The organism is Mesobacillus stamsii (assembly GCF_030814065.1).
In the GTDB taxonomy this organism is placed as follows: Bacteria; Bacillota; Bacilli; order Bacillales; family Cytobacillaceae; genus Mesobacillus; species Mesobacillus stamsii.
In genome coordinates this window covers 60,184-82,693 of the sequence record NZ_JAUSUN010000002.1, presented here as the reverse complement: position 1 = coordinate 82,693, position 22,510 = coordinate 60,184, and the positions used below count along the sequence as shown (strand labels likewise).

Sequence of the window (22,510 nt, the reverse complement as noted above, 5' to 3'; positions counted from 1 at the left end):
TTCTTGGGACATGGAAGGGAAACCTCCCCATGTCTATCAATATGTACATGGAGGTTATCAGTTTGAAAAATTCTAAGCAGAATGAACCTTTAGTTACGCATATTTTTACGGCAGATCCTTCGGCGCATGTATTTGAAGGGAAGCTTTATATTTATCCATCGCATGATCTTGATCATGATGAGCCTTCGAATGATAATGGGGACCAGTATAAGATGGAGGATTACCATGTCCTTTCGATGGAAGATGCCGATGCTTCATGTATTGACCATGGGGAAGTGCTTCATCTGAAAGATATTCCTTGGGCAAGCAAGCAGCTTTGGGCTCCAGATGCCGCATATAAAAATAACACCTATTATTTATTTTTCCCGGCGCGAGATCAAGAGGGAATCTTCAGAATTGGTGTGGCGACGAGCCAAAGTCCTGCAGGGCCTTTCAAACCTGAGCCAAATTATATTCCTGGAAGCTTCAGCATTGACCCGGCGGTGTTAGTGGATGAGGATGACAGAGCTTATATTTATTTTGGCGGCCTCTGGGGAGGACAGCTTGAAAAGTGGCAAACAGGCGAGTTCATACCTGATGCTGAAGGCCCAGCACCGACGGAACCTGCTTTAGGACCAATTGTTGCTGAATTAACGGATGATTTGCTGAATTTCAAAGTGGAGCCACATGAAATCTCCATTATTGATGAAAATGGCAATCCGATTCTTGCAGGTGATGAGAACCGCAGATATTTTGAGGGGCCATGGGTCCATAAATACAATGGACTTTATTATCTTTCTTATTCTACCGGCACGACTCATAAAATTGTTTACGCTGTCAGCGAGAATCCACAAGGGCCATTTGTCTATAAAGGCACGATTCTTACACCTGTCAGCGGCTGGACAACCCACCATTCGATTGTTCAATTCAAAGAAAAGTGGTATTTGTTCTATCATGACTGTTCGATGTCCGAAGGCGTTAACCATAAACGGTCTGTGAAATTCACTGAACTAAAATATAATGAAGATGGAACGATTCAAACGATTGATCCTTATGGTGATCGATAAAATTCTACAGACGAAAAACCCGATTCAAAACTGAATCGGGTTTTATTTTAGCAATTCTGTATTTCTCCAGCTTTTATAAAATTGTCTACCACAAAAGCGGACATTCCTAAGGCGGTTGAATATTTTCCAAGCATTGAAAACTCCAGATGCATCTCCTTTTGGTGGTATGCAAGTGTATGATTTTCAATCGTTTTACGAATAGGCTCCTCGATCCATTCTCTGATCAAGGCTAAACGGTTTCCAATGATCACCTGATCGGGATTGAAGGTATTAATAATATTATTGATACCAAACCCTAAGTACTGTCCAATCTTTTCAAAAAGCTCGATTGCTGATTTTTCTCCATTTTTAGCATAGTCAATCAAGGACTCCAATGAGTCAATATTTTCTCCAGCCATTTCCAGCAAAGCGTGTTCAGATGCATAGGCTTCCCAACATCCTCTGCTGCGACAGTTACAGCGTTTTCCGTTCATTTCTAAAATCATATGTCCCATTTCACCTGAAAACCCGCTTTTCCCCCGGTATAGCTCTTTGTTTAAAATAATTCCGACACCAATTCCGATTCCGGCACTGACATAAAGGATGTTTTCATAGTCCTGTCCAGCGCCAAATTGCTGCTCACCGACAGCTCCGGCATTTGCTTCATTTTCGATGATGATTGGCATGTTAGAGATTTTTTCCAAGTCCTCTTTTAATTGGATGTTAGTCCAGCCTAAATTTGGAGCAAGTAGAACGGAGCCTTGTTTGTTTACAATTCCAGGGACACCTACTCCAATTCCAACAATGCCATATCTGCTGTCTGGCATCTCATCCATCAGGGATTGGATCATTGTTTGGACAGTACTGATAATGGCGGCATAGGAGGTCCGGTTCACGCTTTGGCTTTTCTCGATGATAATCTTCCCTTTTAAATCGGTTAGCACTGACAATATATAGTTAACACCGATATCAACACCGATCGAATAGCCAGTATTCCTGTTAAAATGGAGGAGGACCGGTCGCCGGCCGCCGCTTGAAATCCCCGGTCCAGATTCGTAAATCAGCTCATCCTCTAATAGTTCGGTGACTAAAGAAGAGACGGTTGTCTTGTTTAAGCCTGTTACATTGGCAATGTCTGCTCTGGAAATAGTCTCTTTTTCAATAATCAAACTGAGGACAAGTGCTTTATTGTTTTTCTTTACAACATGCTGATTCCACGTTAAGATTCCCACTAAATTATAGCTCCTTATTCAATAGTAATTTAATTTTATCATAAACTTAGTTTTCTAAACATACAAACTTTTGGAGACTGGTGAAAAATCAAATTCTTTTTAAGTGATAAACCTTAATTAGTAACGCTAATCCTACACTAAAATATAAAAAGTATCATCGCTTTATCTTAGTTTATCATATAGACAAACAAAGTTTGTGGTGTTATAATTTGATTTGTAATAGGATAAATCAATTTTTTAAAAACCTATTTTGTAAGCATTTACATGAATGATTTCTAAACAAAAATCAGGGAGGAAATACGGCATGGCTTATTTTGATTCAGTGAACAAAATCCAATTTGAGGGTCCTCGTTCCAACAATCCTTTTGCATTTAAATATTATAATCCAGAAGAAAAAATTAATGGAAAATCAATGGAAGAGCTTCTTCGTTTTTCAGTTGCCTATTGGCATACGTTTACAGCGAATGGTTCTGATCCATTCGGTGTTGGGACTGCAGTTCGTTCATGGAACAGTTTACAGGGCATGGATTTGGCAAAAGCTCGTGTTGAAGCTGCTTTTGAACTTTTTGATAAATTGAATGTTCCATTTTTTGCTTTTCACGATGTGGACATTGCTCCAGAAGGCAGCACTTTAAAAGAAACAAACGAAAACCAGGAAGAAATTGTTTCAATGATTAAAGAATACATGAAAACAAGCAAGACGAAATTGCTTTGGAACACGGCTAATATGTTTACTAATCCAAGATATACTCATGGTGCTGCGACTTCTCCAAATGCTGATGTATTCGCATACTCTGCGGCTAAGGTGAAAAAAGGCCTTGAAGTAGCAAAAGAACTCGGTGCAGAAAACTATGTATTTTGGGGCGGACGTGAAGGTTACGAAACATTGCTTAATACGGACATGAAGCTAGAGCAGGATAACCTGGCCCGTTTCTTCCATATGGCAGTCGATTATTCAAAGGAGATTGGTTTGAATATTCCATTTCTAATTGAGCCAAAACCAAAAGAACCTACTAAACACCAATACGACTTTGATGTGGCTACTGGTCTTGCATTCTTGCAAAAATATGATCTTACAGACTACTTCAAGTTCAATATTGAAGCGAACCACGCTACACTTGCCGGCCATACTTTTGAGCATGAACTAAGAACGGCTCGGATTAATGGAATGCTTGGTTCAGTGGATGCCAACCAGGGTGATACACTGCTTGGCTGGGATACAGATGAATTCCCAACAGATTTGTATACAAACACACTGGCAATGTATGAGATTCTGAAAAATGGCGGATTGGGAAGCGGCGGACTGAACTTCGACGCAAAAGTAAGAAGAGGTTCATTTGAGGCTGATGATCTTTTCTACGCTCACATTGCAGGAATGGATGCTTTTGCAGTCGGTCTAAAAGTGGCAAACAAATTAATTGAAGATAAAGTGCTTGATAGCTTCATTGAAGAACGATACAGCAGCTATACTACAGGAATTGGCTTGAAAATCGCAGAGGGTAAAACAAACTTCCGTGAGCTTGAAGAATATGCCCATCAATTAACGGAAATTAAAAATCAATCTGGCAGAACAGAACGCCTAAAAGCGTTAATCAATCAATATTTACTAGAAACACTTTCAAGTGTAAGAGTTTAATGTTCCTGATTTGAAAACATAAACATTGGGGTTGTCTAAAAAACGAAGTGCTAAATCCTCGAAATGAGGACCAGCCTGGTTAGACAGCCCCATTTTCATAGAATAGGAGAGGATCTCGATGAAATACGTCATCGGTGTGGACCTTGGTACAAGTGCGGTCAAAATCTTGCTTGTTAATCAAAATGGAGAAGTGAGCAGGGAAGTATCCAAATCTTATCCCCTTATTATTGAAAGGTCTGGTTACAGTGAACAGAACCCTGAGGAATGGGTGGATAAAACCACTGAGGGGCTTGCTGAACTATTAGAGCAATTTGATGGAGATGTCAATGAAATAGAAGGCATCAGTTTTTCCGGGCAAATGCATGGACTTGTCTTATTGGACGAAAACCATAAGGTATTAAGGAATGCGATTTTATGGAATGATACGAGAACTACTAAGCAATGTGAGGAGATTTACAGTGTTGTTGGCAGAGAGAGGCTGCTGGAGGTAACGAAGAATCCTGCGTTGGAAGGTTTCACTTTGCCAAAGATCCTCTGGGTAAAAGAAAATGAGCCGCAGGTATTTGAACGTGCAAGCACTTTTTTGCTTCCTAAGGATTATTTGCGTTATCGCATTACCGGGGAAGTCCAGATGGAATACTCGGATGCTGCCGGGACTTTATTGTTGAACGTGGCTGAGCGTCAATGGAGCCTGGAGATACTCAAGGCATTTGGACTTTCTGCTGAGTTTTGTCCTCCATTGGTGGAATCCCATGATTTCGTTGGCAATATTTCATCTGAATTTGCGAAGGAAACCGGGTTATTAGAAGGAACAAAAGTGTTTGCAGGCGGTGCTGATAATGCTTGCGGCGCGATTGGCTCTGGGATTTTATCGGAAGGAAAAAGCATGTGCAGTATCGGCAGCTCTGGTGTTATTCTATCTTATGAAGAAAGAAATGACCTCGATTTTGCAGGAAAAGTTCATTATTTTAATCATGGAGAAGAGAATGCTTATTACACGATGGGCGTGACGTTGGCAGCGGGTTACAGTCTAAGCTGGTTCAAGGATACCTTTGGACAACAGGAAGAATTTGAGCAGTTCTTAGGAGGAGTGAATGAGGTACCAGCCGGAAGCAATGGGCTGTTATTTACTCCTTATATCGTCGGGGAGAGAACGCCGCATGCCGACTCAGCCATCCGCGGCAGCTTTGTTGGCATTGATGCTTCACATGAGCGCAAGCACTTTGCACGGGCAGTGCTTGAGGGAATCACATTCTCCCTGAATGAATCCATTGAGATCTTCAGAAGTAGCGGAAAGACGATTGACTCAATCATCTCTATCGGAGGCGGAGCTAAAAACGAAACGTGGCTGCAAATGCAGGCCGATATTTTCAATGCTAAAATTGAAAAGCTGGCAAGTGAACAGGGACCTGGAATGGGAGCGGCAATGCTCGCTGCATATGGCTGCGGCTGGTTTCCATCACTGAAGGAGTGCGCCGAAGCATTCATTCGAGTCTCTAAAACCTATGAGCCAATTCAGGAAAATGTTGTACAATATAAGAAACTCTTTTCGATTTATCAGAATGTATACACACAAACTAAGACGCTTAATGACCAGTTAAGAGAATTCAGAAAATAATCTTGTTACACGCTCCCCCGCGTAATGTGGGGCTTTCTTTTTAAAAAGGCTGTACTCGTAAAGATTGTTGTTAAAATCCTAAAGCCGATTGTAGCGAAATATAAAGCCGTTTTGCAGGTCGGTATAAAGTTGGCATGCGCTTTCTCATGAAAGAGTGCTTTGCGAAGAAAGATAGGTCATTCAATCCTATTTTGTAGTCAATAGCAACAAAGTTTGAGAAAAGAGCCTTTAAAAAAGAGAGGAGGATTTTGCTGTGGAAGTTTTGCAAGAAACATATGGACAAATCAGCAGCCAGCCTGTCTATTCATTTACTTTGACAAATGACCATGGGATGGAAGTGACGGCCATTAATTATGGCTGTATTATCACCAAAATGAAAGTTCCGGATCGAGATGGGAAATTTGAAAATATTGTTCTCGGCCATGACACGCTTGATGAGTATCTGAACGACCCTTACTTCCTCGGTGCTATCGTTGGGAGGGTGGCTGGACGAATCAATGGCGGCAGTTTTGAACTGGATGGGAAAAACTTCACTCTGGCCCAAAATGATAACACCAACCATCTCCATGGCGGATTAAAGGGCTTTGACAAGGTAGTCTGGGATGCAAAGTTCATTGACGATGGTGTTCTGTTTTCCTATTTAAGCAGGGACGGAGAGGAAGGCTATCCGGGAAATCTGTACATAGAAGTGACATACAGGCTGAATAATGACAATGAATTATCGATCCAGTATCGGGCGCAAACAGATCAAAAAACGCTGCTTACTGCCACAAATCATTCCTATTTTAATTTGAGTGGTAACCTGAAACGGGATGTTTTAAATCATTCGTTGTATCTAAAAAGTTCGCGTTTTCTTGAGCTGGACGAGGAATTCCTGCCGACCGGCAGTATATTAGATGTCAACGATACATCTTTTGATTTTACGAAAGGTGGTAAAATAAAAGCGGGGGCTGAATCGGACCATCCCCAAAATATTCTCGTAGGAAACGGATATGATCATCCATTTATATTGGATGATAACCATGATAAAGAGATTGTACTGAAGGACCCAGAAAGCGGGCGTACCCTGACGGTTGAAACAGATGAACATGCTGTTGTCGTGTACTCGGGGAATTCTCTAAAAGCGGAAGGAGACTTCAGAGGTGTTCTTTCCAGAAAGTACTTGGGAATCTGTCTGGAAACACAAGCCTATCCTGATAGCATCCATCACCCTAACTTTCCATCGATGGTTCTGGAAAAAGGGGAAATGTATTCATCGATCACAAGATATAAATTTGGATTGGAATAAGGAGATGATGAAATGAATTACCGTGAATTAGGAAATACTGGAATCAAGATCAGTGAAGTGAGTTTTGGGACATGGGCAATTGGAGGTTCATGGGGCAAGACGAATGATCAAGAAGCGTTAAGGTCGCTGGAGTACGCGATTGATCATGGTGTCAATTTTTTTGATACAGCCGATGTATATGGTGACGGTCATAGTGAAGAGTTGTTAGCGAAGGCTACCAAAGGCAAGGAAGACCAGATCCATATCGCGACAAAATTTTGCCGCAAGGGTGATATACACGATCCGAAAAACTATAGCTATGAAACTGTCAGATCTTATTGCGAAGATAGTCTCCGTCGTTTGAACAGGGAATCCATTGACTTGTATCAGATTCATTGCCCGGCTACTGAGATTTTGCGGGATGGTAGTGTGTTTGACGTGCTCGACCGTCTCCAGGAGGAAGGGAAGATCCGCCATTATGGAGTCAGTGTCGAAACGGTGGAAGAGGGGCTGATCAGCATGGAAAATCCAAATGTGAAAAGCCTGCAGATCATTTTTAATATGTTCCGGCAGAAGCCGCTGGAGACATTGATCCCTGAAGCTTATCGAAAAGGAGTAGGGCTGCTGGTGAGGCTGCCGCTAGCTAGTGGGCTGCTAACTGGTAAATTTTCAGCTGGGCATGTATTTGAAGAGGATGATCATCGCCGTTTTAATGAAAATGGAGAGGCGTTTAATGTTGGCGAAACATTTGCGGGTCTTGGGTTCAAAAAAGGTGTGGAACTGGCCGACCAGCTGAAGTGGATTGCCGAAGGTCGCCAATCGATGGCGAGCGCCGCACTGCGTTGGATTCTCGATCAAAAGGAGATCACTTGTATCATTCCAGGCTTTAAAAACGCGGCTCAAGTAAAGGACAATCTCGGCGCTCTCGAAACAACACCATTCACAGAAGAAGAACTGCAGACAACCCAGCGTTTTTATCAAGAGAACGTGATGGACTTTATCAGAGGGCCGTACTGATAGCATTTTATAATCTGAATCAACTCAGAGAAACCAGTCGACGGTACCCTTATGAAGAAGGAAAGGGTTGCATAAGGGTATCTCAGAGCCTGAATGAAATCCTTACTAAATAAATCAATGCGCAGTCGGGGCACAAATATTAATTTTGTGCTTTCTTTTTTGATTTTCGGTGGTGGATGCTTGGTCAAACTGTTTTATAATGTTAGAAAGGGGCTAATTCGGATAAGAACACTGGTTTTAGCCTGTTTTCCTTCAGTTGCACAGCTTTTTGATTGTGCTGAAAAGGGATATATATGTCGTTGGAGGGATTAGATGAATTCACTGGCAAACCGGGCTTTTGCAGCTACTGAATGGATTACGAAATTTGCCTATATAAATATTCTTTGGATTGGGTTCTCACTCGCTGGTCTCATTGTCTTGGGATTCTTCCCGGCAACGATTGCGATGTTTACAATCATCCGTAAATGGCTGAAAGGAGAGTCCGATATCCCGATCTTCCGGACCTTTTGGACAACCTGGAAATCGGAGTTTTTCCGCAGCAATGGATTTGGATTACTAGTAGATACAGTCGTTGGGCTGATTGTTTTTAACTTGGTCTTTGTTGAAAGATCAGGAAACGGTTTTATTAGTGCTATTCAAATTTCCATCTATTTGTTTATGTTTGCCAGCATCATGACTATTTTGTATCTATTCCCGGTATATGTCCATTTTGAGTTGAAGTGGTTCCAGATGGTTAAAAACTCATTCCTGATGATGCTGATCAGCCCAATTGAAAATATCGTGATGATCGCAGGAGTTGTTGCAGTATTATTCGTGGTTAAATTAATCCCCGCTTTAGGTTTCTTTTTTGGGGGTAGTCTCACGGCAGCCATCATCATGTCCGTCGCCTATCTCGTTTTCGGAAAAATGGACAGGAAAAGAAGGGTAACTGAGTAAAAATATTAGTTGTGACCTAATGAGGACATTGGGGTGTTTAACGGTCATAAAAAAGGCAAACATGTGCCCGTGAAGCGAGAATAAGCACACTTTTTTGGCCGTATAAAAAAAGACAGATATCAAAAGGTCTTGTTAAAATCCTTTTGTAGCTGTCTTCTCCCATATCAACCCTTAACAGATCCAGCTGCCATCCCCTCAACAATCTTGTCACTTAAGAACAAGAAGGCTAAAAGAATTGGTACTATACTGATTACTAGAGTTGCCCCGATCGCTCCCCAATCTGTTAGATATTGTCCTACGAAGTTATTGATCCCAACCGTCAGGGTCTTCCATTTGTCTGAACTGATGAAGGTGTTAACAAACACGAACTCATTCCAGTTGTAGATCATATTGATGATTGCAGTTGTTGACAAGACAGGTACGGTCATCGGCAGGGTAATCTGGAAGAAAATTCTGTGGACCGAGCATCCGTCCATAACCGCAGCTTCTTCAATTTCCCGTGGGAAGGTGCGATAAAAGCCTAACAGAATCATAATCGTCAAAGGCAGATTGAAGGCTGTATACGATAAGACAATCGATACAGGGCTATTAATTAAGTTAGCTTTGTTGTACATATTAAACAAAGGTATGATCGTCGAATGCAAAGGAATCATGTAAGCGACCAGGAATAGTCCAAGAACAAGGCCGCTTAGCTTCCAAGTCATACGTGTAACAGCAAATGTCACGAAACTGGCCAGGATGATCGTAAGGACAACGGATAACAGGGTGATCCATACGCTATTGAAAAAATAGACCCCGATATTGCCTGAAGTCCAGGCCTTTGTATAGTTACCCCACTGCGGATCCTGTGGCAACGAGAAAGGAGACATCCCGAAAACTTCCTGATTGGTTTTTAGTGAAAAGAACAAAAGCCATACTAATGGATAAATTTGAATTACAGCAAATAACCCTAATATTAGATAAAGAAATCCAAATCCGATTTTGTTCAAGTAAGATTTCTTTGTTTTTTGGGGTGTGGTAAGGGTCGTTGCTGCTGGTTGTGTGCTAACCTCGTTCATTATGTTTCACTCCCTTAAAATTGAACATCATCTTTAGATTTCGTTAGTTTCGAAATTAAAAAAGTCATGATGAGTGCGATCACTAATAGTCCAAACCCTATTGCACTGCCATAACCGAAATTATTCAATTTAAATGCTTCTTTGTACATATAGGAAGCCATTACCTCGCTGGCTCCGTTAGGCCCTCCGCCTGTCATAACATAAATCAAGTCAAAATATTTCAGTGAACCGACTACTGCGAGCATGATGGTCACTTTAAAAACTCCGGATATCAATGGCAGCTTTATCTTATAGGCAATCTGCAAAGAGCTTGCTCCATCAATTTTTGCTGCTTCAATGATTTCGTCAGGGACATTCTTTAATGCAGCATAATAAATAAGAATATAAAATCCCGCAAACTGCCAGATAATCGGAATGAAGATGGCATAAAGCGCAATGTCGGGATCAGCCAGCCAAATTGGTGTATTTTCCACCCCAAACATTTCAAGTAATTTATTGGCCATACCATTCGTTGGATCAAAAATCTTCATCCATAGCTGAGCGATAGCGACAGAGGATAATAACATAGGGATTAAGTATATCTTTCTCAATAAATCCGCACCTTTGATTTTACTCGCTAAAACCAGGGAGATTGCCAAGTACAGCAATAAGCTTGCTGTGGAAAAAATGGCTAAGAGAAAAGAATGATAGGTACTTGTCCAGAACATTTTATCCTGTACAAGGGTAATGTAATTATCAAACCCGATAAAGGTCATCTCACCGATTCCGTCCCATTGCATGAAGCCGTAATAGCCTGATAGTACAATTGGAATATAGATAAGGGCGAGTATTAGAAGTAATGCTGGAAGTGTGTAAAGGGCGATCACGTATTTATTCGACATAACATTTTTCATGTTGGTTAGCCGCCATCCTTTCTTATAATGAAGAGGGCATATTCATCAGCAATATGCCCTCTTTCTAAGCAAGTATTATTTCTCAGCAGCAAGTGCTTCTTCTTGCGTTTTTGCAAACTCTTCAGGAGTTGTTTGTCCGCCGAATAATGCTTGAATCTGATTCAAGTGTACATCTGCTACGCTGGCAGACATCTGAACATCTGCATATAAAGTCAGGTTTGTTGCATTCCCTAAGTCATTCAGGATGTCAATGTACATTGGATGAAGCTCTCCATTGGATGTATCAACGACTGTAGCCGGGATGACTCCAGCGTCTACAACTGAACGCTTGCCCCATTCTTCTACAAGGTAGGAGACAAATTTTTTCGCTTCGTCTTTAACCTTTGATTGTTCAGAAACGAACAGTCCAACACCAGGACCCCCTACATAGCTGTCAATATCGCCTTTGCCGCCTTCATAGGTAGGGAATTTGAAGTAACCAACTTTATCTTTGAATTCCTGAGAGACATCAGGAGTTGTTGTATAGTTTGGAAGTTCCCAGGTAGCCATTAAGTACATAGCAGCCTGTTCATTCATAAAGTAACCTTTTGCTTCATCGTTGGAAAGTCCGTTGTAGCCTTTAACGAATGCGCCCATTTTGACAAGCTTTTCAATTTCTTCCGCTGCCTGGACTAGAGTTGGATCTTCAAAGCTTCCAGAACGATTGATCGCATTGTTCAAAGCCTCTGGTCCGCCAATGCGGTCAGCAAGGTACATATACCACATGGATCCAGTCCAGCGGTCTTTATTACCTAAAGTGATCGGAGTAACCTTGTTATCAGAAAGTGTTTTAACGACATTCAGAAATTCATCGTATGTCTTTGGAACTTCTAGGTTATACTTTTTGAATATTTCTTTGTTGTAATAAACCGGGGTGATGTTTAGTTCAAGAGGTACTGCGTATGGCTTCCCGTCTACTGAGAAAGCGTCAAGCGTACCGGCAACGAAATTCTCTTCCTTGGCAATGTCATCTAATGGAGCAAACATCTTTCCATTAACGAAAGGTTTCATATACCCTGCCGCCCAGGTAATCCCGACATCCGGCAGTTCATTTGAAGCAGATAATACTTTGATTTTCTCTTTGTACTGCTCATTCCCTAGGATTTCGGTCTGGATGTCTACATCAGGATGTTCTGTTTCATAGGCATTGATAATGTCATCCACAATAGTGTATTGTGCATTTGAACTTCCTTCAGGCCATAGATGCATCATTTTTACGACGGTTTTATCTCCGCTGGATTCCTTCGTATCATTAGTGGAACCAGTAGAGGAAGAACAGCCTGCCAAAAACAGTCCGCCTGCCAATGCCAAGCTCATCCCGTAGGAAAACGCTTTCTTTTTCATCAATCATAAACCCCCCTCAATGTTTGTGTGTCTACGTGTTACAGTTAAAGTCTAACACCAGGGAGAAAATCAAAAAAGGCAACTGCGTTTAGGAAAAATACTACTATTTTTAGAAAGCACTTTCATTTCCTGTTTTCCGGTAGGCACTCGGTGTTATACCCTCTAATTCCTTGAAAATTTTATTGAAGTACTTTGCGGTTTTATAGCCGACTTCTTCCGCTATTTCATTAATTGGGAGGGTCGTCGATAGGATTAATTCCTTTGCGCGTTGGATTCTTCTTCTGGTCACATATTCACTGAAATTAAGGTCGACTTGCTCCTTGAATAATACGCTAAAATAGCTGGAATTCAAGTGTACATGGGCAGCAACATCTTTCAATGTGAGTTCTTCCTTGAGATTGCGGTCGATATAAATAATCGCCTTGCGGATGGTATCTTTGGTTGAATCCATCTTGTTGCTGGCATCGACGATTTTCTCGTCGACCACTTTTTCGATCAAGCCTGCCCGTTCTTGTTTCTCCATGACTTTCACAGCATCTTCGACAGCTTCGATCAGCTTCTTTTTTCCAATGGGTTTTAAAAGATAATTGATGACACCGAGCTGTAATGCTTGCTGTGCGTACTCGAATTCGGAATAGGCGGATATGACAATCACTACGGGCCTCATTCCTTTTTCCTTCAGTGTCTTTAATAACTGCAGACCTGTCATTTCGGGCATCCGGATATCGGATAGTAAAATATGAATCTTCTTTTCCTGTGCAATGCGCAAGACCTCCTCACCGCTTTCCGCAGAGAGGATTGTGTAATCGCCGTTGTTCCAGCTTTCCAATGTTCTTTGCAAGCCTTGTTTCGTTCTGGGCTCATCATCTACAATCAATATATTTTTAGAGAACATTTTTATCTCCTCCTTCAACTGGTAGATCGAACGTAATTCGAGTTCCCTGATCTAATTCACTCTCAATCAAAAGGTTTGTGTATGAAATGCTCTGGTAGTATAGCTTTAAGCGTTTATAGACATTTGAAATGGCTATCCCTTTTCCGCTCTCAGAGGATGTACTGCCACCTTCAATCGAATGGACAATCTGTGAAAGCCGCTCTTGGTCTATCCCGGATCCATCATCTTTTATGATGATACGAATTCGCTCTTGGTTTTCATGTTCAACAGGTTCTACGACTACAGAAATCAGGCAGTCTCCTGTTTTATTTCCAGCTCCATGGAGTGCTGCGTTTTCTACCAGAGGCTGTATGATTAGTTTAGGAATCTTCACATGCTCATATTTTTCCGGGACCGAGACATGCCATTGCAGCCTGTCTCCAAAACGCATTTTCATGATTTCCATATAGTCGCTGATGTGCTTGATTTCGTCTTTCAAGTACACCCAGTCATCATCGGTTTCTTTGGTAATGGTATAACGGAATAAATCCGACATGGAGACCACAAGTTCAGCAAGTTCTTCCTCATCTTTTTCATCAAGTGACCAATGAAGCGCGTCCAGCGTGTTAAATAAGAAATGCGGGTTGATTTGCGCTTGGAGCGCTTTCAATTCACTTTGGCTTCTTAATATCTCCTTCTGATAAACCATCTGCATCAAATGGTTCGTTTCTTTTACCAGTTGGTTATAGGTACTGTTCAATTCATTGATTTCGTTAACTGAGTACACTTCAGGATTCAGTGTTAATGACCCATCCCCAGCTCGCTGCATGGTTTTTGTCAATCGTAATATAGGTCGTGTAATCAATGTAGAGAGGAAGAAAGAACTGATGGAAAAAATGATGAGGCCGACGAACCCAGATAAAATAATTCCGTTCCTGATCCAAGACATCCCCTCTGTTAGCGCGCTTACAGGGGTTAAAATGAAGACTGTCCATCCTGTAAGGTCTGATGTTTGCTTTGTTATAATATAGTCCCGCTCATGAAGTTGCACGACGTTTTCTTTGCTATCAATTATGCTCTTGATTTCACCGTTATAATTCTGGATGATTGGATTTTGATCTTGATCCAAAAGAATTGAATACTGGTCGTTCTCATATTTTTCATTAGCGAAATGGAAATGACTCCGGTTAATACTGATTAAAAGATAACCGCCATTTCTATATTGTCTTTCCATCAAATTAACTCTCCGGATGGCGAGGTAGTAGTTTTTATCATTTGGATCTTCACCAATCCAAACGATTCGTCCTCTAGCCTGGTTCGCTTTCTCAATCCATTTCCGACCTACACGGTTTATTAACTCATCGTCGTCGAGGGGGAGGACACGCTGCCTTTTTTCGGAAAACAATTGAAAGGAAAAAATCCCATCTGTATTTCCGATAATCCGGTTGATATGCCCCATTAATTGCTGCCTGTCGCTAAAAGATACTTGTTTTCCGTCATGTACATCCGTTAAGATTCTTTGAACCCCTTCATCTGTAATAACTAGCTTTGAATTCATGTTGATCTGCTCGTAAAGAGATTCAATTCGTCCATTGGCTTCAATCGCTACTTGCTGGATCTGCGTTTCGGCGTTGTTCTGGAGGAGTGCCGAGACTTGTCCTAATGTTAAAAGACTGACGATCAATAAGACAATCACCATGACAAGCAAAAAGATAAAAAGAATCTGGTTGCGTAATGTGTTCCACTTTTTAAGTTGTTTCAGCACGGTCGGTTCGCCTTTCTTTTCTAGGATTAAATTTCCTTACTATTATATCTTTCTAACGAACGGGTAAGATGTCTATTCAGATAAGTTATGTGAAGTATCAATTTTCATCTAGTCCTATTTTATCATTTTTAAAGAAAACTTTAAATTATTAGTTTATTAAGTGGATAAACAAAGATTGATGCTGATATAATCTTATTACGTCAGGTAACAGCTGTCTATTTTTTTAAACCTTTATGAAAGCCCTTTCTTTTGTTCCTGGCCAAGCAAACTGATGAGGGGGGATCATTCGTTAGAACTGAGTAAAATGCAAAAAGATAATTTTAGAAAGCGGGGGAACTCCTAATATGTTAAAAGTATTGCGTAAACCATTTCTTACTGGACTGGCTTTGTCCCTATTTTTACCTGCCGGATTGTCCAATGTTGCAGCAGCTGGCCCGATTAGTGCCCTGGATGTCGAAGTGGAACTGGATGAAAGGTATGCAGATTCATTCGATATTGGTGCAGCTGTTGAACCTAGCATGCTTGAAGGAAAGGACGCTGATGTACTAAAGCGCCATTTTAACAGCATTGTCGCCGAAAATGTCATGAAACCGATTAATATTCAGCCTGAAGAAGGGAAGTTCACCTTCGAGGAAGCAGATAAAATTGTTCAGTTTGCGAAAGAGAATGACATGGAGCTACGCTTCCACAATCTTGTGTGGCACAGTCAAGTTCCTGAATGGTTCTTCCTGGATGAAGAAGGAAACAAGATGGTCGATGAAACAGATCCTAAACAGCGCGAAAGGAATAAAAAATTATTGCTTAAACGATTGGAAACGCACATTAAAACGATCGTCAAACGCTATAAAAATGATGTGGACTCATGGGATGTAGTCAACGAAGTGATCGATGAGTATGCGCCAAACGCCGAGGGCTTACGCGAATCTCCTTGGTATCAAATCACAGGTAAAGAATATATCAAGGTTGCGTTTAAAACAGCGAACCGCTATGCTGCAAAGGACGCCAAGCTTTACATCAATGACTACAACACCGAGGTACAACCGAAAAGAGATTACTTATATGCCCTTGTGAAGGAACTGGTTGAAGAGGGAGTTCCAGTCGATGGAGTCGGGCATCAAGGACATATCCAAATCGCCTGGCCTTCACTTCCCGAAATCGAGGATTCCATCAACATGTTTGCTGATTTAGGCCTTGATAACCAAATTACGGAACTGGATGTAAGCCTTTATGGCTGGCCGCCAAGACCTGCTTATCCAGATTATGAAGATATCCCTGCAAGCGAATTCGAACGCCAGGCAGAACGCTATGACCAGCTGTTCGAACTATACGAAAGTCTGGGAGACAAGATCAGCAGCGTGACATTCTGGGGAGTGGCAGATAATCATACTTGGTTGAACGACCGCGCAGAACAGTACAATGACGGAGTTGGAGTCGACGCACCATTTGTTTTTGATAACGAGTACAATGTAAAACTGGCTTATTGGGCGATTATTGACTAAAAGAATAAATAGCTTAGTAGATTGCATTTCCTTGGCTTTTTGCCTACGCTTTGTTGTTTTGTTCAACAAAGTGTAGGCGGCCAAAAATTAGGAGAGAAATAGGCTAATGAAAAAATTAAAAGGACTGTTTATGGCTTTGATCTTATTACTAATTGCGAGTACTCAATACCAGCTGCCAGTCAGCGCAAAACAAACTGAAAAGGTTGAGATCCCGGTTTTGCTTTATCATGTCGTGAAGCCAGATCCCGACCCGGATAATCCTTATCAATTCAGTCTAGAAGAATTTGAAAAACATATGGATTACCTTCATGAAAATGGTTACCGCACTTTAACAATGAAGCAATATTTCAACATTCTTGATAATAAAGCGGCCATGCCAAAGAAGCCTATATTGCTGACTTTTGACGACAATTCAAATGATTTTTATCCATATGTGTATCCAGTCTTGCAGAAGTATGGAATGAAAGCCACTCAATTTACGGTGTCAGATTGGGTCGATGGCAGCTGGAATATGACTTCAACTGAACTTCTGACCATAATGGAAAAGGGTGTAGACATCCAAAATCATTCAGTAACACATCCGGCCCTTGCCGATCTAACCAGAGAGAAGCAATACACAGAAATCAATGAAGCAACCAAGGCCCTTAAAGATCTGACAGGCAGAACAACCAATACCTTCGCCTATCCTTATGGCAGCTATAACGCCGATACCACCTCCGTTTTAGAAGAATTAGGATTTAAAGGCGCATTCAAAGTAGGCGGCGGACTCAGCACTGATCAGAGTGACAGGTATGAACTGCCAAGGATAATGATTTTGCAGAATCATACATTGGAAGATTTAATGAGAATGATAGAAACCGGAAATTAAAGAGAAGAAAACAATGAAGGAGTTCACCTAAAAATAAACATACTCGAAAAACGATTAAAGATATTGAAAGATACCTTTTCAAAAAATTAACTAGCATTCAGGGCACAAATGAAAGGTTTGTGCCTTCTTTTTGTTTTTTTTTAACGATTTTGTGTTTAACTGGTTTATAATAGAATCGCAATAATTGGGATTTTCCTTTTTTGAGAGGTTATCATTACTAGTAGTCAAATAATGGGAGGAAATCAATGTCTAGTGTACTAACACAGCGTGAGATAAGGAAGTTATTCACGGATGCGGTTTATCGTCGTGGTCTGGCTTATTATAAACAGGGTTATGTGGGAAACTTGACTTTTGATCCCGCGAGAGAATTATGGAAGGCGAGCGTCAGAGGATCAATGGTTTACCAAGTTACTATTCATATGGATGAAGATGGAATCGAATGCGACTGTGAGTGTCCAGCGTTCGGCAATTATTCAAGCCCTTGCAAGCATGTGGCGGCTGTTTTGCTTAAAATTCAGGGACAGGAGTCTGGTTCTGGATTCCGTGTTCCAAGTCCCGAGCCGTCTTTCGAGCAAAAATTCACTCGGCTAGCAGCACAGAAAAGGATGGAGGAGGAGAAAAGGCGAGCTGAGGAAAGACAAAGAATCTATACGAAACATATTACCGACAAGTTTATTGAAGCGTTCGCAAATCAGTCTCTGCCCGAATTGTCTCAGAAAGAAAGCAGAGACAAAGAAGAGCTGATGGTAGAATGGATTTGCAGAATTCATAAACCATTTTCAGGGAGTCGAGTTTTGCTGATGGAAATGAAAGCAGGACCGAAAAAGACGTATGTTGTCCGGAAAATTACCGGGTTTCTAAATGCGGTCCGAACGCAGTGTCAATATGAATTTACCAAAAATTTTACATATGATCCTAGCGAGCATCGTTTTTCAGAGCGAGATAAAGAAATCATTGAGCTGCTGCTGCAATCGGTCAAATACGAGGAAATTTATCAGCAAATGCAGAGGGAGCACTACGGAAATGGCTTTGTTTCTGAGGAGCGAAGCATTACGATTTCGCCGATGCTGGCAGATTCCTTCTTAGCGAAAATGGCGGAAGGGAACGTTCGGCTTGAATATGGCGGCGATACGTATGAGGGAGTGGAAGTTCACGAGGATGAATTGCCAATTACTCTAAGTTTGAATCAGGGATCGAACGATCAATCCTATCAATTGGACTTGTCGGAACTGCTTTTTAGCGAGTACCTTGCGCTTTATGGTTACCTGGTAGAGGGCAATCGTTTTTATAAACTTTCAGATGATCAGCAACGGTATATGAGCGATTTGAAGAATTTAGCCAGTCTAAACCGCAACCCGATAGTAATGATTGACAACGAACAAATGGAACCCTTCCTTTCCCATGTCGTTCCAAAGATGAACAGGATTGGCAAATTGAAAATTGCTGATGAGGTCACAAACCGAATTTCGAACGAACCTTTAAAGGCGAAGGTTTTTGTCGACTGGGATGATGAAACTCTGCAAATTCAATTGGAATACCATTATGGTGATAAAATCCTGAATCCATTTCAACCCGATCAAAATGCAGATCCAAATCAAGTGATTTTGATACGAGAGGCTGGAAAGGAACAGGCAATCATGAATATCCTTGAAAGCTGCAGCCTGCGGATTTTTGGGAACGATTTGTATTTGAAGGGCGAAGAAAATGTATATGACTTCTTATATGACACGCTGCCTAAACTAGAGGATTATGCAGATATCTTTTTAACAAATGCTGTAAAATCGCTGATTTTGCCGAGCAGACAAGTACCGGTGACGAACATTGAGGTGAATTCCTCTGGAAATTGGCTGGATGTCAGCTTTACTATCGAAGGAATTGCCCAGAAGGATGTACAGAATATATTGCTCTCGGCGGTTGAAAAAAAGAAATACTACCGGCTGCCAGATGGCGCTTTTGTTTCGCTTGAATCAGAGGAATATGAAAGCATCCAAACCATGGTGCAGGAATTCCATATGAAGCCATCTCATTTGAAAAATGAATCGCTGCAGCTGCCGTTATACCGAGGAATGCAGCTGGAAGAGGTGATGAAAAAGGAGAATGGCGGCAACGCAAAGTATGGGAAGCATTTCCGCCGGCTGCTTAGTTCGCTGAAAAATCCGGAGCAACTAGAATTTGATGTACCAAAACTGCTCGAGGCAACGTTGAGGGACTATCAAAACTATGGATTCCAATGGTTAAGTACGTTGAATCATTATCGCCTTGGCGGAATTCTGGCAGATGATATGGGGCTCGGAAAAACATTGCAAAGCATCGCCTTTATTTTATCCGAAAAAGACAGGACGGAAGACAATAAGCCTGTCCTGATCGTTGCTCCAGCTTCCTTAGTGTACAACTGGAAAAATGAATTCCAGAAATTTGCCCCTTCCTTAAAGGTGGCGGTGATGATTGGTTCGCCGCAGGAAAGAACGGATATGATCAAAGAGGCGGATTCTCTCGATGTCTGGATTACATCTTATCCAACGTTAAGACAGGATATCGAACAATATGCACAGTATGAGTTCCGGACGCTGATTTTGGATGAGGCACAGATGATCAAAAATCATGCCACGAAAGCGGCCAAGGCAGTAAGGGAAGTCCGTGCTGGAACCCGTTTCGCATTGAGCGGGACGCCAATCGAGAACTCCATCGACGAGCTGTGGTCCATTTTCCAAACAATCATGCCTGATTTTTTCCCGAACCAAAAGGCATTCCGTCAGCTTCCACCTGAAAAAGTAGCCAAAATGGTGAGTCCGTTTATTTTGCGGAGGGTTAAAAAGGATGTCCTCAAGGAATTGCCGGACAAGATTGAAAGTGTGAACTATTCAGAGCTGACCAAACAGCAAAAAGAACTATACCTTGCTTACTTAAGCAGAATCCAAGCGGAAGCAAAGGAGTCGCTTGATGGAGAAGGATTCCAGAAAAGCCGCATCAAGATTCTCGCCGGTTTGACAAGGCTGCGGCAATTATGCTGCCATCCATCTTTATTTTTGGACAATTATCAAGGGGAATCAGGGAAGCTGCAGCAACTAATGGAGATTGTCTCCAATGCCGTTGAAAATGGGCGACGCTTGCTAATTTTCTCCCAATTCACTAGCATGCTGTCGATGATCAGCGACCACTTGAACAAGGAAGGCTTCCGCTTTTTCTATCTCGATGGCAAGACAGCCTCGAAGGAACGGGTCCAGTTGGTAGATCGATTCAACGAGGGAGAGGCGGACATTTTCCTGATTTCGTTGAAGGCAGGAAACACCGGATTGAATTTGACCGGGGCAGACACGGTTATTCTGTATGATCTTTGGTGGAACCCGGCCGTGGAAGAACAAGCAGCAGGACGGGCACACCGCATGGGCCAAAAGAAAGTCGTCCAAGTCATCCGGCTAATCTCCCAAGGCACGATTGAAGAGAAAATATATGAACTGCAGCAAAGCAAACGCGAACTGATCGAAACAGTCATCGAACATGGAGATCAAGCCCTAGCAAAAATTAGCGAGGAAGAAATCCGGGAAATCTTGAATATATAGTGGGGAATAGAGCATCTAGGGGTGGACAGGAAAACATTTCGGCGGATTCTTGACAACTTTGGGCCAATCTCCTGCAAACCTGTCAAAAAAAAGGTGTTTTCTTGACAACTTTGAGCTTTGGACCCTCAAAGCTGTCAAAAATAATACCGGGTTCTTGACAACTTTCGGCCAATCACCTGCAAAGCTGTCAAAATGAAGGTGTTTTCTTGACAACTTTGGGCCTTCCACCCTCAAAGCTGTCAAAATAACACCGGATTCTTGACAACTTTCGGCCAATCACCTGCAAACCTGTCAAAAAAAGGTGTTTTCTTGACAACATTGAGTTTTCCGCCCTCAAAGCTGTCAAAATAACGTCAGATTCTTGACAGGTTTGTGCTATTCTCCGGCAAACCTGTCAAAATGAAGGTGTTTTCTTGACAACTTTGGGCTTCCCACCCCCAAACCTGTCAAAATAACACCGGATTCTTGACAACTTCCGGCCAATCTCCTGCAAAGCTGTCAAAATGAAGGTGTTTTCTTGACAACTTTGGGCTTTCCACCCTCAAAGCTGTCAAAATAACGTCAGATTCTTGACAGGTTTGTGCTATTCTCCGGCAAACCTGTCAAAATGAAGGTGTTTTCTTGACAACTTTGGGCTTCCCACCCCCAAACCTGTCAAAATAACACCGGATTCTTGACAACTTCCGGCCAATCTCCTGCAAACCTGTCAAAAAAAAGGTGTTTTCTTGACAATTTTCCTCTCTCCACCCCCAAACCTGTCAAAATAACACCGGATTCTTGACAACTTTCGGCCTTTCCCCTAAAATATGTAAAAAAACGCAGAATTCTTGTCAGCTTCCCGCTTTCCACTCCCTATCTTGTCAACTCACCCATGATTCCGGCGGTTGTTTGGAAAGAATCAGCATAATGAGTTATTTTTCAGCGGAATGGGGTAAATAGGAATTAATACAATACGACAAAAGGCAGGGATAATCATGAATAATGACAAGAACTCTCATTCCTATAAACAAAATGAAGATGTCAACCTGTCCATGGATTCGATTCATGCTCGGGATAATACGGAATTGATTTTGACACGTAAAAAAACGAGGTATACGAACGGTGCAAACAAGATTATTGAAAAGGTTCAGAATGAGTTTTTAGAGCGGAAAAGGGTGGAAGAAATCGATTTGGCATTGGAGAATAAGGATAAAAAAAGATTCCTGGAATTGACTTCGGACAACTGGAAGGACGTATTATAGGGAGAAATTAAAAAGCCTGAAACCTAAGCAAAGGGTTTCAGGCTTTTTGATTGCACCATTAATCCAGAATCGTCAATACCTGCTCTTTAAGCTTCCTTTTTGCGCCGCTTCTCCATTGCTTTACCGCGGATAGGGAGACTTTCTCCGTCTCGGCGATTTCTCGAATCGACAGGAAATCAATGCAGGTGTACACGACCCACTTTGTTTCTTTTTCCGTGAGACCTTGGCAATAGCTGAGCAGGAATTCGAGTTCTAGCGGTTGATCTGGGTGGGTATCTTCGACGGTTTCCCAATATTCCTCTTTCTGATAGATGCTCCTTTCGGCAAACCGGTTGGTGCGGTTCATTTCATTCAGGATTTGGCCTTTTACGTACGAATAGGCGTAATTGGTGAATTCGCCTTTTTCCGGCTTAAATGCTTCGGCAGCCTCCCAAAGGCCGACCAGTCCAATGTGAAAATAGTCTTGCTTATTTTTATAGATGTTCAGTGACGAGATAATTTTATGAATCATCGGTTCATATTGCTTTGCTAGGTGTTCAAAGCCTTCCATTTTGCAATCCTTTCGGGACCGCGCGCGTTCATTGTATTCCCGGGTAGCTTTACCATACTGCGGGATATCGCATATACACCAATAGTGA

At 41.8% G+C, this 22,510-nt stretch carries 17 protein-coding genes; 10 read left to right on the top strand and 7 right to left on the bottom strand.

Annotation, left to right across the window (positions count from 1 at the left end; all coding sequences use genetic code 11):
* Positions 1 to 62 precede the first annotated feature (62 nt).
* Positions 63 to 1,046 (top strand): glycoside hydrolase family 43 protein, encoded by a 984-nt coding sequence (locus tag J2S25_RS01925; RefSeq protein ID WP_307191082.1) that lies wholly within the window; start codon positions 63 to 65, stop codon positions 1,044 to 1,046.
* A gap of 47 nt (positions 1,047 to 1,093) precedes the next feature.
* On the opposite strand, the gene J2S25_RS01920 is transcribed toward J2S25_RS01925, so the two are convergent.
* Positions 1,094 to 2,257, bottom strand: a complete 1,164-nt coding sequence (locus tag J2S25_RS01920) for an ROK family transcriptional regulator (protein ID WP_307191081.1) — start codon at positions 2,255 to 2,257, stop codon at positions 1,094 to 1,096.
* Between the two features lie 304 nt (positions 2,258 to 2,561).
* On the opposite strand from J2S25_RS01920, the gene xylA reads away from it, so the two are divergent.
* The 5 genes from xylA (at position 2,562) to J2S25_RS01895 (ending at position 8,731) form a co-directional block, all read left to right on the top strand.
* Positions 2,562 to 3,893: a xylose isomerase gene (xylA, locus tag J2S25_RS01915; RefSeq protein ID WP_307191080.1), complete on the top strand. Its 1,332-nt coding sequence runs from the start codon at positions 2,562 to 2,564 to the stop codon at positions 3,891 to 3,893.
* Between the two features lie 118 nt (positions 3,894 to 4,011).
* A complete protein-coding gene (gene xylB, locus J2S25_RS01910) occupies positions 4,012 to 5,511 on the top strand; it encodes a xylulokinase (protein ID WP_307191079.1) in 1,500 nt (499 codons plus the stop codon).
* Between the two features lie 253 nt (positions 5,512 to 5,764).
* Positions 5,765 to 6,799: an aldose epimerase family protein gene (locus tag J2S25_RS01905; protein ID WP_307191078.1), complete on the top strand. Its 1,035-nt coding sequence runs from the start codon at positions 5,765 to 5,767 to the stop codon at positions 6,797 to 6,799.
* A 12-nt stretch (positions 6,800 to 6,811) separates the two neighbouring features.
* Positions 6,812 to 7,795, top strand: coding sequence for an aldo/keto reductase (locus J2S25_RS01900; protein ID WP_307191077.1), 984 nt, complete (start codon positions 6,812 to 6,814; stop codon positions 7,793 to 7,795).
* 312 nt (positions 7,796 to 8,107) lie between these two features.
* Positions 8,108 to 8,731 (top strand): YesL family protein, encoded by a 624-nt coding sequence (locus tag J2S25_RS01895; RefSeq protein WP_307191076.1) that lies wholly within the window; start codon positions 8,108 to 8,110, stop codon positions 8,729 to 8,731.
* A gap of 164 nt (positions 8,732 to 8,895) precedes the next feature.
* Here J2S25_RS01895 and J2S25_RS01890 read toward each other — a convergent pair whose 3' ends face one another.
* The 5 genes from J2S25_RS01890 to J2S25_RS01870 all read right to left on the bottom strand — a co-directional run bounded on the left by J2S25_RS01890 (position 8,896) and on the right by J2S25_RS01870 (position 14,704).
* On the bottom strand, positions 8,896 to 9,789 hold the full coding sequence (locus J2S25_RS01890; RefSeq protein WP_307191075.1) for a carbohydrate ABC transporter permease: 894 nt from the start codon (positions 9,787 to 9,789) through the stop codon (positions 8,896 to 8,898).
* 14 nt (positions 9,790 to 9,803) lie between these two features.
* Complete coding sequence (locus J2S25_RS01885; protein ID WP_307191074.1) at positions 9,804 to 10,682, bottom strand: carbohydrate ABC transporter permease; 879 nt, start codon at positions 10,680 to 10,682, stop codon at positions 9,804 to 9,806.
* Positions 10,683 to 10,757: 75 nt separating this feature from the next.
* On the bottom strand, positions 10,758 to 12,065 hold the full coding sequence (locus J2S25_RS01880) for an extracellular solute-binding protein (protein WP_307191177.1): 1,308 nt from the start codon (positions 12,063 to 12,065) through the stop codon (positions 10,758 to 10,760).
* Positions 12,066 to 12,174: 109 nt separating this feature from the next.
* The gene (locus J2S25_RS01875) at positions 12,175 to 12,960 is read right to left on the bottom strand and encodes a response regulator transcription factor (RefSeq protein ID WP_307191073.1); all 786 of its coding nucleotides are present in this window, start codon (positions 12,958 to 12,960) and stop codon (positions 12,175 to 12,177) included.
* Positions 12,950 to 14,704: a sensor histidine kinase gene (locus tag J2S25_RS01870; protein WP_307191072.1), complete on the bottom strand. Its 1,755-nt coding sequence runs from the start codon at positions 14,702 to 14,704 to the stop codon at positions 12,950 to 12,952. Before J2S25_RS01870 ends, J2S25_RS01875 begins: the two co-directional genes overlap by 11 nt.
* A gap of 344 nt (positions 14,705 to 15,048) precedes the next feature.
* On the opposite strand from J2S25_RS01870, the gene J2S25_RS01865 reads away from it, so the two are divergent.
* The 4 genes from J2S25_RS01865 (at position 15,049) to J2S25_RS01850 (ending at position 21,872) form a co-directional block, all read left to right on the top strand.
* Positions 15,049 to 16,203, top strand: coding sequence for an endo-1,4-beta-xylanase (locus J2S25_RS01865; RefSeq protein WP_307191071.1), 1,155 nt, complete (start codon positions 15,049 to 15,051; stop codon positions 16,201 to 16,203).
* Positions 16,204 to 16,309: 106 nt separating this feature from the next.
* Positions 16,310 to 17,071 carry a polysaccharide deacetylase family protein gene (locus J2S25_RS01860; RefSeq protein WP_307191070.1) on the top strand — a complete coding sequence of 254 codons (762 nt, stop codon included), beginning with the start codon at positions 16,310 to 16,312 and terminating at the stop codon, positions 17,069 to 17,071.
* Positions 17,072 to 17,316: 245 nt separating this feature from the next.
* Positions 17,317 to 20,631 carry a DEAD/DEAH box helicase gene (locus J2S25_RS01855; RefSeq protein WP_307191069.1) on the top strand — a complete coding sequence of 1,105 codons (3,315 nt, stop codon included), beginning with the start codon at positions 17,317 to 17,319 and terminating at the stop codon, positions 20,629 to 20,631.
* 974 nt (positions 20,632 to 21,605) lie between these two features.
* Positions 21,606 to 21,872: an IDEAL domain-containing protein gene (locus J2S25_RS01850; RefSeq protein WP_307191068.1), complete on the top strand. Its 267-nt coding sequence runs from the start codon at positions 21,606 to 21,608 to the stop codon at positions 21,870 to 21,872.
* A gap of 58 nt (positions 21,873 to 21,930) precedes the next feature.
* On the opposite strand, the gene J2S25_RS01845 is transcribed toward J2S25_RS01850, so the two are convergent.
* Positions 21,931 to 22,422, bottom strand: coding sequence for a sigma-70 family RNA polymerase sigma factor (locus J2S25_RS01845; protein ID WP_044390242.1), 492 nt, complete (start codon positions 22,420 to 22,422; stop codon positions 21,931 to 21,933).
* Between the last annotated feature and the right edge of the window lie 88 nt (positions 22,423 to 22,510).